Here is a 15628-nt window from a genome sequence, read left to right on the forward strand (position 1 = left end):
CCATGCGAATGACGGTGATCGGGACCGGCTACCTCGGGGCAACGCATGCCGCCTGCATGGCGGAGTTGGGCCACGAGGTGCTGGGCGTGGACGTGGACGAGAGAAAAATCGAGCAACTCAAGGCGGGCAAGGTCCCGTTTTATGAGCCGGGCCTGCCGGAGGTCCTTGAACGTAACATCGCCGCCGGGCGCCTTGACTTCACCACCGATTACGCCCGCGCGGCCGAGTTCGCCAACGTCCACTTCATCGGCGTGGGTACTCCGCAGCAGCGCGGCTCGTATGCGGCAGATACGCGCTACGTGGAGGCGGTGATCGAGGATCTCGTGCCTAAGCTCACGGGCCGCCACGTGATTTTTGGCAAGTCCACGGTGCCGGTGGGCACGGCAGCTGCGTTGCAGGAGCGCGCCAACGAGCTCGCACAAGAGGGCACCGAGGTGGAGATCGCGTGGAACCCGGAGTTTCTGCGCGAGGGCTACGCGGTGAAGGACACGATTGAGCCGGACCGCATTGTGCTGGGCACCCGCGCGGATAACACCCAGGCCGAGCAGATCGCCCGCGAGGTCTACGCCACACCGCTGGAAACCGGCACTCCGTTCGTGGTCACCGATTTGCAAACCGCGGAGCTGGTGAAAGTCTCCGCCAACGCGTTCTTGGCCACCAAGATCTCCTTCATCAACGCCGTCAGCGAGGTCTGCGAGATTGTGGGTGCGGATGTCACCCAGCTTGCCGACGCCATCGGCTACGACGACCGCATCGGCCGCAAGTTCCTCGGCGCCGGCCTCGGCTTCGGCGGCGGCTGCCTGCCCAAGGACATCCGCGCGTTCATGGCCCGCGCCGGTGAGCTCGGCGCCGATCAGGCGCTCACATTCTTGCGCGAGGTCGACGCGATCAACATGCGCCGACGCCAGCGCGTGGTCGATCTCGCCCGCGAGGAGCTGAGGTCGTTGATCGGCCGTCGCGTCACCGTCCTCGGTGCGGCGTTCAAGCCGAACTCCGACGACGTGCGTGATTCGCCGGCCCTCGCTGTCGCGGGTCAGCTGTCCCTGGCGGGCGCGGCGGTGCGCGTGTTCGACCCGGAGGCGATGGACAACGCGAAGAAGGTCTTCCCGACGCTGGATTACGCCACCTCGCTTGACGACGCTCTCCGCGGCGCGGAACTTGTCATCCTCGCTACCGAATGGACCGAATTCAAGAAGCTCGATCCGAAGCATGCCGCCGAGCTAGTGGCCGAGCAGCGCATTATCGACGGCCGCAACGTCCTGCCCGTCGACGCGTGGCAGGCCGCAGGCTGGGAGATCCACGCCTTGGGGCGCAGCCTGTAAGGGGTTTTTATCCCTTCGTGTTCAGCGCAAAGAGCAGCGTCGCTCCAACAGCGACCGTCTGCGCTACGCATCGGGCAGCGTTGAGCGAGTTCCACCGGGACTCGAAGTTCGCGCGAATCTCGGACACCGCATTCTGACTTGTGAACGCATTGTCGAGGTAGTTGTTCAGTGGGACATTTCCCGCGACGGTGATGCCCAGTGCGACGAGCGACGCTGTTGCAGCGAGAATCGTCCATCTGGTCGGTACGAGGATGGCCAGTAATACTGAGGACAGTGGTGCAAGCGCGAATACTGTCAGGAATCGGGGGTTGAGGATCGCCTGGTTGATGCCTGCGAAGACCTCGACGTACTGATCATCGGGTAAACGTGCGAAGCTCTTCCGAGTACTGACCTCAAAGGCAAAATAGAGACCGCTGAGCAGCCCGCCGGTGACCGTTGCGCAAAGCGCCACTGCACTGGTGATGATGGGAAGATTCATCTACGCGCCCTCCCGATTCTGCAGGACGGTGCTGACCGTCTCGGTAAGCGGCGTCGGGGCCGAGATCGATTTCGACGCGCAAGGTGCAAGCAACCCATCACTGTCCGCCCGGTACATCAGGGCAAGGCTGTGAGCGACGCCGGTTGAAAAACCAGCCCGCTCGAGCTCGGACTCCCACGCCTCATCGGGAATTTCGACGACCGCCACGTCTTTGTGAAGCTGCTCCGCAATCACACCGGCCACGTCCCGTTCGGTGTAGCTCGGACCGATGATGTCAACCGGCTCTTGAGAGACGGGAGGATTCATCAAGTTGTGTGCGGCGAAAACACCGATATCCTTGGTCGCGACCATCGGCTTCGGCTCATCAGCTGCGCCGAAAACGGGGTACACGCCCTCCTGGAGAATTGCGGGCAGCACATCCTGAAACTTCTCTTGAAAATGTCCCGGCCGAAGGGCGGTGAGCAGGGGAGTAGCGGACAGGAGTGCCTGCTCCATTCGGTGCAGTCCTGTGATTGGGCCCGTTGAATGCTCGTGTTGGGCGCCTCCCGACGAGAGCATGACGACGTGAGGAACGTTTGCGGATTCGACCGCAGAGCGCACTGATGCGATGACTGCATCTGCGTAGCGGTCAAGGTCGTCTGCACCGAAGTGGAACGGGAGCAATGCGAAGAATCCCTCCGCACCCTTCAGCGCCGCGGACAATGCCGCGCTGTCGAGCAGGTCAACCGCTGCAGTCTCGACGCCTTGCGCTGACCACTGTTTCAAGGATTCTTCCGATCTCGCGAGAGCTCGAACGGGTTGGTCGTGCTTGAGTAGTTCGGCGACAACGTTGGATCCAACGCGTCCCGTCGAACCGGAAATAGCAAACATCGGGGCCTCTTTTCTCAAAGTAGGGAGGGTTACGGAGACTGGCTCAATTCACGTTAGGAATCGCCAGCGACCGTCAGTAGGCCCGTCAGTCCATTTTTCTTTGCCGATCGTCCGGATATGTGGAGTTGACAACTCCGAGGGTGCGATCATAGTTCTATGAATGTGAAACCGGAGGTAGCGCACTTCCTGAGGCAGTTGCGTATGAGCGGTGTGTTCTACTGCAATACGACTGCCCGCGGTGATTGGGGTCTGCGGATGCCAGTTGATCCCCAATGTCTGAGTTTTCATGTGGTCACCGAGGGCTCATGCTGGTTGATTTCGGACGGCATACCGAAGCTCCAACTCCGGGAAGGGGATGTTGCTCTCGTGCAGCTCGGAAGGGAGCACATGCTCTCCGCCAGCCCGGATAGAACGGTAGCTCCCCGGGTCGATCAATTGCCCCAGAGGTATCTCAGCGAGAACTACTCAATCGTCAACGTAGGTTGCGACGGATCATTCACACGGTTGCTCTGCGGGATGGTGAGTTTTGACGCTCCAGATGTTCACAACATCGTGCAAGCCCTTCCCCCTGTGGTCTCTGCAAGAGGTATGAATTTGAACGACGCTTCGTCCGTCGTGAAGCTAGTCGGCCTCTTGGCAGACGAACTTTCCGCAGACAGGTTGGGTGGGGAGGCCGTAGCGGTTCGGCTGGCCGACATCATCGTGGTGCAGATCATTCGAAAATGGTTCTACGAGGAAAGCTCCTTCGAACCTGGGCTCATCGCGGGATTAGCTGATCCTGCGATCGGGAGAGTCCTACACGCAATCCATGATGAGCCAGAAAAACCGTGGGCTATCGCAGATATGGCAAAAATTTCCGCCATGTCACGCACATCGTTTATCGAGAAGTTCCGCGAGGTCGTCGGAGTAGCGCCGGCAGCGTACGTGACGAACTGGCGCATGGAGGTCGCAAAAACCCGGTTGATTGAGACCAACGAGCCGATCGCAGTAGTTGGTTCTTCGGTGTCGTATTCTTCCGAATCCGCCTTCTCCAAAGCGTTCGCCCGCAGCGTCGGGATCTCACCCAGCGCCTTCAGGCAGGCAGCGCTTCGTCGTCAAGCAAACTAGTGCTGGTGGTAGTCGCTCAGGAAGTTGCCCAGGCGCTCAATCGCGTTCTCCAGCTGCGACGCCCACGGAAGCGTGACCACACGGAAGTGGTCGGGTGTGGGATAGTTAAAGCCCGTGCCCTGCACCATGAGGATCTTCTCCGATTTGAGCAGGTCGAGCATGAAGCGCTCGTCATCGTGGATGTTGTACATTTCGGTGTCGATCTTGGGGAAGCAGTACAACGCCCCCTTCGGCTCGACGACGGAGATGCCCGGGATCTCGCGTAGCTTGCGCACGGTGACGTCGCGCTGCTCACGCAGGCGCCCGCCAGCCCCGGTGAGCTGGTAGATCGACTGCCGTCCACCGAGCGCCACCTGGATGGCGTGCTGGCCTGGCACGTTGGCGCACAAACGGGTGCCGGACAGGAGGTTGAGGCCTTCGATGAACCCGGTGGCGCGGCGGCGCGGGCCGGTGATGACCATCCAGCCGGCGCGGTATCCGGCCACGCGGTACGCCTTGGACAGGCCGTTGAACGTCACGGTGATCAGATCGGGGGCGACCTCTGCCATGGAGATGTGCTGCGCATCGTCGTAGAGGATGCGGTCGTAGATTTCGTCGGCAAGCACCATCAGCTCGTGCTCGCGGGCAATGTCGGCGATACCCTCGAGCGTTTCACGGGAGTAGACCGCACCGGTCGGGTTATTGGGGTTGATCACCACGATCGCCTTGGTGCGGTCGGTGACCTTCGAGCGGATGTCCTCGAGCGAGGGGTTCCACCCGTCGTCCTCGTCGCACAGGTAGTGCACGACCTTGCCACCGGCGAGCGTCGAGGCGGCGGTCCACAGCGGGTAGTCGGGGGCGGGGATGAGGATCTCGTCGCCGTCGTTAAGCAGGGCCTGGGTGACCATGCTGATCAGCTCGGAGACACCGTTGCCCAAAAAGACGTCGTCGATGTCGAACTCGGGGAAGTCTTCGATCATCTCGTAGCGGGTCACAATTGCGCGCCGCGCCGGCACGATGCCTTTCGACGTGGTGTAGCCCTGCGAGGTGGGCAGCGCGGCGATCATGTCGCGCATGATCACGTCCGGCGCGTCGAAGCCGAAGAGCGCCGGGTTGCCGGTGTTGAGCTTGAGAATAGTGTGCCCGTCGCGCTCCATTTCCTCCGCGGTGGTGCTCACCGGCCCGCGAATGTCGTAAAACACGTTCTTCAGCTTCTCCGCCTCGTCGAAGTGGCGGTGCTTCTTCAACGGCTTTCCGCTTGCCGACGCCCCCGTCACCGCTTCCTCGACAACGTCGTTAGCGGGGTAGGAGTTCTCGTCGTGTGCCTGCTTCTTGCTCATAGGTCAATACTACTTGCCCCTGAAACGTTTGACCGTCCGCTGCGCGACATCGAGAGCGTCGTCCGTCAGCTGGCTTACCTGGGCCTTGCGCTGGGCGCGTCGCAACGCTTCCTCGTGCGCGTTCGCGGACTCGATCTCCAGCTGCCGCATGCGCACCAGCTGCCGGCGCTTGCGCTCGAGCTGGCGCAGGCTGGGGGTGTACCAGGATTCGGGGCCCACCTTCATCACGTAGAGCAGGATGAACAGGGTGGGTATGAGCAGCAGGATCAGTGCGGCGAGCCCGCTGCCGCCCGTGGCGGAGGCAACGATGGCGGTGCCCGCGACGGAGCCGAGGGTGCCCAGCCAGAACACCCCCGCGCGGGTCTTCTGGCCGTCGCGGCGCGCGGCGACGATCTCGTCGGCGCTGTAGACCTCGACCGCGGTGGTGGGCGTGGCGCGCAGCACCGGGTGCTGCGGGATATCGGTGAACACAGGCTCGAGATCTCCCTGGAACTCGGCCTGGGCGATCATGGTGCAGCGCCGGTCGAACTCGTCCATGGTCAGGCGGCCCTCGCCGAGTGCTGTGCTGAGCGCGCTCATGGCGTCGTTGCGCTCCGCGTCGCTCAACCGGTACCTGCCGTAGGGGGTGCTCACGGGGTTGATTCTAGCCTTCCTCGGCGAACTGGGACTGGTTCAACCGCCAGTAGGCGCCGCGCGCCGCGAGCAGGTCGTCGTGCGAGCCCTGCTCCGCAATCCGGCCGTTCTCCATGACGATGATCAGGTCCGCGCCGCGGATCGTGGACAGCCGGTGCGCGATCACGAACGAGGTGCGCTCGGCGCGCAGCGCGTTCATCGCCTCCTGGACCAGCACTTCAGTTCGCGTATCGACGCTCGACGTGGCCTCGTCCAGAATCAGAATCGTTGGCTGGGAAAGAAACGCCCGCGCAATGGTGATCAGCTGGCGCTCACCCGCGGAGATCGCCCCGGAGTCCTGGTCGATGACGGTGTCGTAACCCTCGGGCAGGGCGTGGACGAAGCGGTCGACGTAGGTGGCCTTGGCCGCGGCGATGACCTCCTCGTCGGTGGCGTCGAGGCGGCCGTAGCGGATGTTGTCCATGATGGTGCCCTTGAACAGCACCGCGTCCTGCAGCACCATGCCCATGTTGGAGCGCAGCTCACTGCGGGTCATCGCGCGCGTGTCCACGCCGTCGATGCGGATCGCCCCGGCGTCGATTTCGTAGAAGCGCATGATGAGGTTGACGAGAGTGGTTTTGCCCGCGCCGGTGGGCCCGACGATCGCGGCTGTGCGCCCCGGCTCCACGCGCAGCGAGAGATCCTGGATCAGCGGGGTGTCGGGGGAGTAGGAGAAGTCGACGTTGTCGAACTCGACCAGGCCGCGGGCGCGCCCGGGCAGGGTTGCGTCCGCGGACGTGTCGGTGACCTCCTCCTCGGCGTCGAGGAACTCGAAGATGCGCTCGGCCGAGGCCACACCCGACTGCACCATCTGCGCCATGCCGGCGATCTCGCCGAGCGGCTGGTTGAACTGACGCGAGTATTGAATAAATGCCGTCGCATCTCCCAGCGTCATGTGCCCGGAGGCCACGCGCAGCCCGCCGGCGACGGCGATGGCCACATACGACAGGTAGGAGATGAACTGCATGATGGGGTGCATCGAATTGGCGAGGAACTGCGCGCGCGAGGCGGCGCCGTAGAGCGCGGAGTTTCGCTCGTCGAAGACGCGGTTGAGCTCCTCGGTGCGGCCGAAGATCAGCGCCAGCTCGTGGCCGGAGAAGGACTCCTCGACGTGCCCGTTGAGTTCACCCGTGGACTTCCACTGCGCGGCGAAATGCTTTTGCGAGCGGGTTCCGATGATCCCCATCACCGCGCCGGTCAGCGGGATCGCCACCAGCGCCAGCAGAGCGAGCTGCCAGGAGATCCAGAACATCATCACGATGATGCCCAGGACCATCATCACGGCGTTGAGGATCTGCGACATCGCCTGCTGCAGGGCCTGCTGGACGTTGTCCACGTCGTTGGTGGTGCGCGAGAGCAGGTCACCGCGCTGGCGGGAATCGAAGTAGTTCAGCGGCAGGCGGTTGACCTTGCGTTCCACGGACTGGCGCAGGTCGAAGACGGTCGCCATGGTCAGCCGGTTCAAAATCGCACCCTGGGCCCACATGAGCAGGGAGGAGACGACGTAGAGGACGATGACGAAGGTGATCAGCTGCGCGAGCCGGTCAAAGTCGATGCCGAAGCCGGGGCGCAGGTCCATCGCCTCGGCCATGTCGGCGAAGCGTTCCTGCCCGGAGGCGCGCAGGCCGTCGATCACCTGCTGCTTGCTCGCCCCCGCGGGGAGATCGCGCGAGATGACGCCGGAAAAGATGACGTCCATCGCGTGGCCCAGCACGCGCGGGGCGTAGACCGCGAGGACGACGGAGCCGATGTTCATTGCCAGCACCAGGACGAGCTTGAACCGGTGGGACATGAGCAGCCCGATCAGTCGCTTGGCGCTGGGCCAGAACTGCTTCGCCTGGCGCGGTGCGCTGCCGGAGAAGTCGTCGCCGGCCATGCTCGCCTCGAGGGCGGCGAGCTCCTCATCGGTCATATCGGCGGGGTCGGCCGGGGTGGTTGTGCGTGTCTCAGACATGTTAGGCGTCCACCGTTCTTTGGGACTCGACAATTTCGCGGTAGGTTTCCGAGCTCTCGAGCAGCTCCGCGTGGCTGCCGCGGGCGACGATCTCCCCGGCTTCCATGACGATGATCTGGTCGGCCTGTTCGATGGAGGCAACCCGCTGGGCGACGATGATGGTTGTCGCGTCGGCGGTGTAGGCGCGCATCGCGTCGCGTACCTTGGCGTCGGTGATGGCGTCCAGGGCGGAGAAGGAATCGTCGAAGAGGTAGATCCTCGGCCGGCTGATCAGCATGCGGGCGATGGACAGCCGCTGGCGCTGCCCGCCGGAGACGTTGGTGCCGCCCTGGGAAATGGGCATGTCCAAGTCGGTGACGAAGTGCGCCTGAGCGGTGCGCAGCGCCTCCCACATCTCGGCGTCGGTGGCATCCGGCTTGGCCATGCGCAGGTTGGACGCCACCGTGCCGGAAAACAGGTAGGGCTTTTGTGGGACCATGGAGACGCGCTCGACGATGTCGGCGCGCGCCATGTCGGTCACGTCGACGCCGTCGAGTAGCACGCGCCCGGACGTGGCCGCCGTCAGGCGCGGGATGAGGGAGAGCAGCGTCGACTTGCCCGCCCCGGTGGAGCCGATGATCGCCGTCGTTTGCCCCGGCACAGCTCTCAGCGATACCTCCTTGAGCACGGGTTCCTCGGCGCCGGGGTAGGTGTAGGAGACTCCCTCGAGCTCGACGACGCCCGCGCGCGACGGCGCCTTTGCGGGCGCGCTAGGTTCCTCGATCGTCGGGCGGCGATCCAGCAGTTCCTCGATGCGGCGCGCGCAGATGATGGCACGCGGCAGTATCATCGCCATAAAGGTGCCCATCATCACGGCCATGAGGATTTGCATCAGGTACTGCATGAACGCGGTGAGCGATCCGACCTCGACCTGTCCGGCGTCGACGCGGTGGCCGCCGAACCACAGCACCGCGGCGGTGGCGACGTTGAGGATGAGCATGATCACGGGAAAGAGCAGCACGAAGATCCGCCCGATGTTCAGCGAAACCCGGGTGATGTCGTCGTTGGCGGCGGTGAAGCGCTGCGTCTCGTGCTCCTCGCGGCCGAAGGCGCGCACCACGCGGATGCCAGTGATCTGCTCGCGCAGCACCCCGTTGACGTTGTCGAGCTTGTCCTGCATGCTGCGAAACAGCGGCATGAGCAGGGCGATGAGCACGCCGGCGACGACGGCGAGAACGCCGACGGCCGCGACGACCAGCCAGCTCATCCCCGGGTCCTGGCGCACCGCCATGATGATGCCTCCGACGGCCATAATCGGCGCGGCGACCATGAAGTTGAGGAAGAGTAGGTAGACCATCTGCACCTGCTGCACGTCGTTGGTGCCGCGGGTGATCAGCGTCGGGGTGCCGAAGTAGCTCATATCTTCGGCGGAGAACAGGCTGACGTGCCGGAACACAGCGCGGCGCACGTCGCGTCCGACTCCCATCGCCGTGCGGGAGGCGAAATAGACGGCGACGACCGCGGCGATGACCTGGACGAGCGCGACGACGAGCATGACACCGCCCACGCGCCAGATGTAGGGGATGTCGGCGCGGGCCACGCCGTTGTCGATGATCTTGGCGTTGAGGTCGGGCAAGTACAGCGTGGCCAGGGTGGTGATTAGCTGGAGCACCACCACGGTGACGATGTAGCCCGCGTAGGGTTTCGAACTGCGGGCGAGGATTCTGACGAGGTCCATTGGGGGGATGGCCCTTCCGTGAGCGGTAGTAAGGCTCTGTCAGCCTACACACCAGGGCGGACAGGCATGTCGTCGTGCGTGCGCGCAGGCTCGGTGGATGCCGCATTCGTATTGCCAGTGCAGCCTGTCACTTGATAGTCTGAAGTTCCGTGGTTACGAAATTCATCATGGTTACCGGAGGCGTCGCCTCCTCCCTTGGAAAGGGCCTGACCGCGGCGTCGCTCGGCCGCTTGCTCACCTCTCGTGGTCTGAAGGTGACCATGCAGAAGCTCGATCCCTACCTGAACGTGGATCCGGGCACCATGAACCCCTTCCAGCACGGGGAAGTCTTCGTCACCGAGGACGGTGCCGAGACCGACCTCGACCTGGGGCACTACGAGCGCTTCTTGGACCGCAACCTCTCGGCCGGCGGCAACGTCACCACCGGAAAGGTGTACTCCTCGGTCATCGCCAAGGAGCGCCGCGGCGAGTACCTCGGCCAGACCGTGCAGGTCATCCCGCACATCACGGACGAAATCAAGTCCCGCATCATCGCGATGGGTGCCCCGGACGCACACGGCGAGAAGCCCGACGTGGTCATCACCGAGATCGGCGGCACTGTCGGCGATATCGAATCCCAGCCTTTCTTGGAGGCCGCCCGCCAGATCCGCCACGATGTCGGCCGGGAAAACGTTTTTTACCTGCACGTTTCCTTGGTTCCGTACCTCGGGCCGTCGAAGGAATTGAAGACCAAGCCCACCCAGCACTCCGTGGCGGAACTGCGTTCCATCGGCCTCGTCCCGGACTCGGTGGTGCTGCGTAGTGACCGCGAGGTGGGCGATGGCCTTAAAGACAAGATCGCGCTGATGTGCGACATCGACCGCGAAGGCGTGGTGTCCTGCCCGGACGCGCCAAGCATCTACGACATCCCCAAGGTCCTCTACGACCAGCGCCTGGATACCTTCATCATCCGCCGTTTGAATCTGCCGTTCCAGGACATCGACTGGACCGTGTGGGGTGACCTGCTCGACCGCGTGCACAACCCGGAAGGTGAGGTCAACGTCGCTCTCGTGGGCAAGTATATCGACCTGCCGGATGCCTACCTCTCCGTCGCCGAGGCCGTCCGCGCGGCCGGTTTCGCCCACCGGGTGAAGGCGAACATCCGCTGGGTCGGCTCCGACGAATGCGAAACCGAGGCGGGCCTGGCTAAGAACATGGAGGGCATCGACGCGATCATCATCCCGGGCGGATTTGGCGGCCGCGGCATCGAGGGCAAGATCGGGACAGTTCGCTACGCAAAGCAGACCGGCACACCGCTTTTGGGGATCTGCCTGGGCATGCAGTGCATCGTGATTGAAGCCGCGCGCGCGGCGGGTGTGGAGGGTGCGTCCTCCACCGAGTTCGACGAGACCACCGCCGATCCGGTCATCGCGACGATGGAGGAGCAGCTGCGCGCAGTCTCCGGGGAGGCCGACCTGGGTGGCACCATGCGCCTCGGGTCCTACCCGGCGACACTGTTGGAGGGCTCCGTTGTTGCGGACGTCTACGGCACCACCGACGTCACCGAGCGCCACCGCCACCGCTACGAGGTCAACAATGCTTACCGCGACAAGCTCGCGGAAGCTGGGCTGGTCATTTCCGGAACCTCACCCGACGGCACGCTGGTCGAGTTCGTCGAGTACCCGAAGTCGGTCCACCCGTACCTGGTTGCAACCCAGGCCCACCCCGAGCTGAAGTCGCGCCCGACTAAGGCGCACCCGCTTTTCGACGGCCTGATCGCCGCCGCGCTGGAGCGCCAGGGCTAAGGACCGAGGTCAGGGCACCTGCGGCACGGCGCGGGCGTGGGCGACCATCTCTTCCCACTCGACGATCTTGCGGCGCTCGCGCGGCAAAAGATCGCTGGTCTCGCCGAGGCGTCGCTCCTCGGCGTCGAGGCGGTACCAGCCGTCCCAGGTGGTGTAGGCAATGCCGCGCTCTTGCAGCAGGGCGATGATAGCGTCGGGGTCGGGGTACTTCGGGGCGTGCAGCTTGCCGGCGGCGGCGTCCTCGAAGAGCATGCCCGTGGTTTCCTTGGCGTCGGACTTGGTGTTGCCGATCAGGCCGACGGGGCCGCGCTTGATCCAGCCGGTGACGTAGAGGGAGTTCTCGATGCCCTCCTCGTTAAGGACGTGGCCGCCGTCGTTGGGGATAACGTTGCGGTCGTGGTCGAAGGGCACGCCGATGACGGGCTCGGAGCGGTAGCCGATCGCGTGGTAGACGGCCTGAACGGGCCAGTCGGTGAACTTGCCGGTGCCGCGGATGCCACCTTCGCCGTCGAGTTCCTGACGCTCAGTGCGCACGCCGACGATGGCGTCGCCCTCGGTGAGCACCTCGACGGGCTCTTCGAAGAAGTGGATGTGTATCTTGTGCGGCGCGTCATCCGGCTCGCGCATCGCGTACTGCTCGAGCACCTGGCAGTTGAGGTCGATGGACTTGTCGGCGCGGCGCAGCTCTTCGGAGAGCTGGTCGTAGTCGATGTCCTCCGGGTCGACGAGCACCTGGATGGTGTCGGAGAGGTCGAGTTCGCGCAGCTCCTTCGGGGTGAACTTCGCCTGGGCGGGGCCGCGGCGGCCGAACATGTGGACAACCTCGGCCTTGTTGTCTTTCAGTGAGTTGTAGACGTTGTCCGGGATTTCGGTGACCAAAAGTTCGTCGCCGGTCTTGGCCAGGATGCGGGAGACGTCGAGGGCGACGTTGCCGACGCCGATGACGGCGACCTCGCGCGCGGAGAGGTCCCAGTCACGCTCGAAGCGGGGGTTGCCGTCGTAGAAGCCGACGAACTCGCCAGCGCCGATGGACTTGTCTCCACCCGGGATCAGCAAGTCGCGGTCGCGAACCGCACCCGTGGAGATCACAATCGCGTCGTAGTAATCGCGCAGCTCCTCGATGGTGACGTCCTTGCCCACCTCGATGTTGCCGAGCAGCCGCAGGTGGGGCTTGTCCAGCACGTTGTGCAGGGAGGTGACGATGCCCTTGATACGCGGGTGGTCAGGCGCAACGCCGTAGCGGATCAACCCGAACGGCGCAGGCATCTGCTCGAACAGGTCGACAGAGATGTCGAGCTCTTCGTTGCGGATCAGCAGGTCGGAGGCGTAGATGCCGGCGGGGCCGGCGCCGATGACGGCGACGCGCAGACTCATAGAGGGTGGGTCCTTTCGGGTTTTCAATGTTTTATATTCATCCATGGTAAACCATAGACCGCTTGGTCTGAAAATTTACCTACGATCCCCAGCATGTCAAGTTTCAACGTATAAATTGATTCAACGGGCCAGGGTAATCTTTTAAATTCATCTCAAAAATCCCTGTTCAAACCCGGTTAACCCCCCTCTGCTGTTGCCATAGACAAAGTAGTCCGGCAGACTGCCGTTGCAGCGCCGAAATCTGGCTATCTAATAGACCATCCGGTCTATATTTAAGGAGTGTTATGACAGCCCCCACCGCGAAAACGCGCGCAGTCAAGGCCCGGGCCAGAAAGCCCGAAGGGCAGTGGCTCATCGACGGCACCGCGCCCCTGAACCACGACGAGGAACTCAAGCAGCTCGAGCCCGTGATGCAGGTCAAGCAGCGCGTCATCGACACCTACTCGAAGCAGGGCTTCGCCTCCATCCCGCCGGAGGACCTCGCGCCGCGCTTCAAGTGGCTGGGCATGTACACCCAGCGCAAGCAGAACCTCGGCGGCGAGTTCACCGGCCAGGACAACTCGGTGCTCCAGGACGAGTACTTCATGATGCGCATCCGCTTCGACGGCGGCCGGTGCTCCACAGAGCAGGCCCGCGCCGTCGGCGAGATCTCGCGGGACTGGGCCCGCTCCACAGTGGACCTGACCGACCGCCAGAACATCCAGTTGCACTGGGTGGCCATCGAGGACGTCCCAGCGATCTGGGAGAAGCTCGAATCGGTCGGCCTGAACACCTGGGACGCCTGCGGCGACGTGCCGCGCGTCGTGCTGGGCTCCCCGGTCGCCGGCATTGCGAAGGACGAGATCGTCGACGCCACCGAGGCGATCGAGAAGATCCAGCAGATTGTCACCGACGAGGAGTTCCAGAACCTGCCGCGCAAGTTCAAGTCGGCAATCTCCGGTAACGCCCGCCAGGACGTCGTCCACGAGGTCAACGACCTCGCCTTCATCGGCGTCGAGCACCCCGAGCTCGGCCCTGGCTTCGAGTGCTACGTCGGTGGCGGCCTGTCCACCAACCCGATGCTCGCTCAGTCGCTTGGCGCGTTTGTCACCCTCGAGCAGGTGCCCGAGGTATGGGCGAACGTGGTGCGCATTTTCCGCGATTACGGCTACCGCCGCTTGCGTAACCGCGCGCGGCTGAAGTTCCTCGTCGCCGAGTGGGGTGTCGAGAAGTTCCGCGAGATCCTCGAGCGCGACTACCTCGGCTACCAGCTTCCCGACGGCCCGAAGGCGCCGAACAACCTCGTGGACCGCGACCACATCGGGGTCCACGAGCAAAAGGACGGCAACTTCTACATCGGGGTCAAGCCGACGCTCGGCCACATGTCCGGCGAGCAGCTCATCGCCGCCGCTGAGCTGGCGGAATCCTACGGGCTAACCCGCCTGAGGTTTACGCCGTTCAAGGAGATGCTCTTTTTGGACGTGCGTGAACAGGACGTCGACAAGCTGCGCGGCGACCTAGAGCAGATGGGCTTGTATTCGCAACCGAGCGAGTTCCGCCGCGGCCTGCTCTCGTGCACGGGCCTGGAGTACTGCAAGCTCGCGCACGTCACCACCAAGTCCCGCGCCATCGAGCTTGCCGACGAGCTCGAGGAACGCTTCGGCGACCTCGACTCGCCCGTGTCCATCTCGCTCAACGGCTGCCCGAACGCGTGCGCCCGCCACCACATCTCCGACATCGGGCTCAAAGGCCAGATGGTGGTCAACTCCGAGGGCGAGAAGGTCGAGGGCTTCCAGGTGCACCTCGGCGGCACCATCGGCGAGGGCGCGAACTTCGGCCGCAAACTGCGCGGGCACAAGGTGCTCTCCAGTGAGCTGACCGATTACGTCAGCCGCGTCGTGCAAAATTACGTGGACCAACGCCACGACGGCGAGATCTTCCGCGACTGGCTACTGCGCGCCGATGAGGAGGACCTGAGGTGAGTGTGCGCCGGGCCCCGAATCCGAACCGGAATTTCCCCACGCACTGCCCCTACTGCGCGGGGGAGGACCTCTACCCCAACGAGGAGACCGATTTCGCCTGGAAGTGCGGGGAATGCCTGCGCATCTTCGAGGTGAAGTTTTTCGGCCAGGACGACCCGCACACCGCCCCCGCTCCCGCGCCGTCCACCGAGGAGGCCTTCCAGGCGTCGTTGCGCAAGCACGGTCACGCTGCGGTCTTGCGCGAAGTAGGTAACACTGGAGAGAAACGTTTGAAAGGGATTAGCAATGATTAACCTGCTCTCAGGATCTTCCGGCAACTTCGCAGACCCCGAGGTCAGCCCCGATGGCCCGCGCGAGACGACACCGCTTGCGCCCGAGGTGAGAAAGCGCAACGAGGAGCTCGTCGATAAGCACGCGCGCGAGCTTTACGACGCCCCCGCCGACGTCATCCTCGACTGGGCGCACGAGCACGCCCCGGGCCCGCTCGTGGTGACCTTATCCATGGAAAACACCGTGCTGGCGGAGCTCGCGGAGAGACACCTGCCGGATGCTGACTTCCTTTTCCTCGACACCGAGTACCACTTCCCGGAAACCCTCGAGGTCGCCGAGGAGGTCGAGCAGCGCTACCCCAACCACGAGCTGGTGCGCGCCACGGCTGTGCTCTCGCGCGAACAGCAAGACGAAACCTACGGGCCGAACCTCTACCGCTCCCACCCGCAGGCTTGTTGCCGCATGCGCAAGGTCGAGCCCCTGGCGGTGCACATGAGCCCCTACGTGGGCTGGATCACGGGCTTGCGCCGCGCCGATGGCCCAACGCGCGCGAACGCGCCGGCGCTGTCCCTGGACGCCACCGGGCGGCTGAAAATTTCCCCGCTGGTGACATGGTCGTTGGATGACACCGACGCGTTCGAGGAACGCAACAACTTAATCATTCACCCGCTGACCAGGCAGGGGTATCCCTCCATCGGTTGCGCCACCTGCACGCTTCCTGTGGCCGAGGGCGACGACCCGCGCGCGGGTCGCTGGGCGTTTAGCGCCAAGACCGAATGCGGACTCCACGAATAAAGGCT

13 protein-coding genes are annotated in these 15628 nt (G+C 63.9%); 6 read left to right on the forward strand and 7 right to left on the reverse strand.

Annotation, left to right across the window (positions count from 1 at the left end; translation table 11 throughout):
• The first annotated feature begins 2 nt into the window (after positions 1-2).
• Positions 3-1322 (forward strand): UDP-glucose dehydrogenase family protein, encoded by a 1320-nt coding sequence (locus tag HMPREF0298_RS07170; protein WP_040422819.1) that lies wholly within the window; start codon positions 3-5, stop codon positions 1320-1322.
• 7 nt (positions 1323-1329) lie between these two features.
• On the opposite strand, the gene HMPREF0298_RS11610 is transcribed toward HMPREF0298_RS07170, so the two are convergent.
• Both HMPREF0298_RS11610 and HMPREF0298_RS07180 read right to left on the reverse strand, forming a co-directional pair.
• A complete protein-coding gene (locus HMPREF0298_RS11610) occupies positions 1330-1800 on the reverse strand; it encodes an anthrone oxygenase family protein (RefSeq protein WP_006840477.1) in 471 nt (156 codons plus the stop codon).
• A complete protein-coding gene (locus tag HMPREF0298_RS07180; RefSeq protein WP_006840478.1) occupies positions 1801-2670 on the reverse strand; it encodes an NmrA family NAD(P)-binding protein in 870 nt (289 codons plus the stop codon).
• Positions 2671-2826: 156 nt separating this feature from the next.
• Here HMPREF0298_RS07180 and HMPREF0298_RS07185 point away from each other — a divergent pair, with 156 nt between their 5' ends.
• The gene (locus tag HMPREF0298_RS07185) at positions 2827-3777 is read left to right on the forward strand and encodes an AraC family transcriptional regulator (protein WP_006840479.1); all 951 of its coding nucleotides are present in this window, start codon (positions 2827-2829) and stop codon (positions 3775-3777) included.
• Here the strand turns inward: HMPREF0298_RS07185 and HMPREF0298_RS07190 are convergent.
• Genes HMPREF0298_RS07190 through HMPREF0298_RS07205 form a run of 4 tightly spaced genes read right to left on the reverse strand, consistent with a single transcriptional unit; the run spans position 3774 to position 9439 of the window.
• Entirely contained in the window at positions 3774-5096 is a 1323-nt protein-coding gene (locus HMPREF0298_RS07190; RefSeq protein WP_006840480.1) for a pyridoxal phosphate-dependent aminotransferase, read from the reverse strand. The genes HMPREF0298_RS07185 and HMPREF0298_RS07190 overlap by 4 nt on opposite strands.
• Before the next feature lie 9 nt (positions 5097-5105).
• Positions 5106-5729 (reverse strand): DUF1707 SHOCT-like domain-containing protein, encoded by a 624-nt coding sequence (locus HMPREF0298_RS07195; protein ID WP_006840481.1) that lies wholly within the window; start codon positions 5727-5729, stop codon positions 5106-5108.
• A gap of 10 nt (positions 5730-5739) precedes the next feature.
• The gene (locus tag HMPREF0298_RS07200) at positions 5740-7722 is read right to left on the reverse strand and encodes an ABC transporter ATP-binding protein (protein WP_006840482.1); all 1983 of its coding nucleotides are present in this window, start codon (positions 7720-7722) and stop codon (positions 5740-5742) included.
• Position 7723: 1 nt separating this feature from the next.
• The gene (locus tag HMPREF0298_RS07205; protein WP_006840483.1) at positions 7724-9439 is read right to left on the reverse strand and encodes an ABC transporter ATP-binding protein; all 1716 of its coding nucleotides are present in this window, start codon (positions 9437-9439) and stop codon (positions 7724-7726) included.
• Positions 9440-9606: 167 nt separating this feature from the next.
• On the opposite strand from HMPREF0298_RS07205, the gene HMPREF0298_RS07210 reads away from it, so the two are divergent.
• Positions 9607-11223 (forward strand): CTP synthase, encoded by a 1617-nt coding sequence (locus HMPREF0298_RS07210; protein WP_006840484.1) that lies wholly within the window; start codon positions 9607-9609, stop codon positions 11221-11223.
• A 9-nt stretch (positions 11224-11232) separates the two neighbouring features.
• Here the strand turns inward: HMPREF0298_RS07210 and HMPREF0298_RS07215 are convergent, their stop codons facing one another.
• Positions 11233-12597 carry an FAD-dependent oxidoreductase gene (locus tag HMPREF0298_RS07215; protein ID WP_006840485.1) on the reverse strand — a complete coding sequence of 455 codons (1365 nt, stop codon included), beginning with the start codon at positions 12595-12597 and terminating at the stop codon, positions 11233-11235.
• 284 nt (positions 12598-12881) lie between these two features.
• On the opposite strand from HMPREF0298_RS07215, the gene HMPREF0298_RS07220 reads away from it, so the two are divergent.
• The 3 genes from HMPREF0298_RS07220 to HMPREF0298_RS07230 are packed head-to-tail and all read left to right on the forward strand — an operon-like array spanning position 12882 to position 15623.
• Positions 12882-14558, forward strand: a complete 1677-nt coding sequence (locus HMPREF0298_RS07220) for a nitrite/sulfite reductase (protein WP_006840486.1) — start codon at positions 12882-12884, stop codon at positions 14556-14558.
• Positions 14555-14851: a hypothetical protein gene (locus tag HMPREF0298_RS07225; RefSeq protein ID WP_006840487.1), complete on the forward strand. Its 297-nt coding sequence runs from the start codon at positions 14555-14557 to the stop codon at positions 14849-14851. The genes HMPREF0298_RS07220 and HMPREF0298_RS07225 overlap by 4 nt, the downstream gene beginning before the upstream one ends.
• A complete protein-coding gene (locus HMPREF0298_RS07230; protein ID WP_006840488.1) occupies positions 14844-15623 on the forward strand; it encodes a phosphoadenylyl-sulfate reductase in 780 nt (259 codons plus the stop codon). Before HMPREF0298_RS07225 ends, HMPREF0298_RS07230 begins: the two co-directional genes overlap by 8 nt.
• The last annotated feature ends 5 nt before the right edge of the window (positions 15624-15628 follow it).

This window comes from Corynebacterium lipophiloflavum DSM 44291 (assembly GCF_000159635.1).
Lineage (GTDB): Bacteria > Actinomycetota > Actinomycetes > Mycobacteriales > Mycobacteriaceae > Corynebacterium > Corynebacterium lipophiloflavum.

Excerpts from the sequence above, each read along its gene's own strand:
- HMPREF0298_RS07170 (WP_040422819.1), top strand. The coding sequence starts at position 3 with ATGCGAATGACGGTGATCGGGACCGGCTACCTCGGGGCAACGCATGCC.
- HMPREF0298_RS11610 (WP_006840477.1), bottom strand. The coding sequence starts at position 1,800 with ATGAATCTTCCCATCATCACCAGTGCAGTGGCGCTTTGCGCAACGGTC.
- HMPREF0298_RS07180 (WP_006840478.1), bottom strand. The coding sequence starts at position 2,670 with ATGTTTGCTATTTCCGGTTCGACGGGACGCGTTGGATCCAACGTTGTC.
- HMPREF0298_RS07185 (WP_006840479.1), top strand. The coding sequence starts at position 2,827 with ATGAATGTGAAACCGGAGGTAGCGCACTTCCTGAGGCAGTTGCGTATG.
- HMPREF0298_RS07190 (WP_006840480.1), bottom strand. The coding sequence starts at position 5,096 with ATGAGCAAGAAGCAGGCACACGACGAGAACTCCTACCCCGCTAACGAC.
- HMPREF0298_RS07200 (WP_006840482.1), bottom strand. The coding sequence starts at position 7,722 with ATGTCTGAGACACGCACAACCACCCCGGCCGACCCCGCCGATATGACC.
- HMPREF0298_RS07205 (WP_006840483.1), bottom strand. The coding sequence starts at position 9,439 with ATGGACCTCGTCAGAATCCTCGCCCGCAGTTCGAAACCCTACGCGGGC.
- HMPREF0298_RS07210 (WP_006840484.1), top strand. The coding sequence starts at position 9,607 with ATGGTTACCGGAGGCGTCGCCTCCTCCCTTGGAAAGGGCCTGACCGCG.
- HMPREF0298_RS07215 (WP_006840485.1), bottom strand. The coding sequence starts at position 12,597 with ATGAGTCTGCGCGTCGCCGTCATCGGCGCCGGCCCCGCCGGCATCTAC.
- HMPREF0298_RS07220 (WP_006840486.1), top strand. The coding sequence starts at position 12,882 with ATGACAGCCCCCACCGCGAAAACGCGCGCAGTCAAGGCCCGGGCCAGA.
- HMPREF0298_RS07230 (WP_006840488.1), top strand. The coding sequence starts at position 14,844 with ATGATTAACCTGCTCTCAGGATCTTCCGGCAACTTCGCAGACCCCGAG.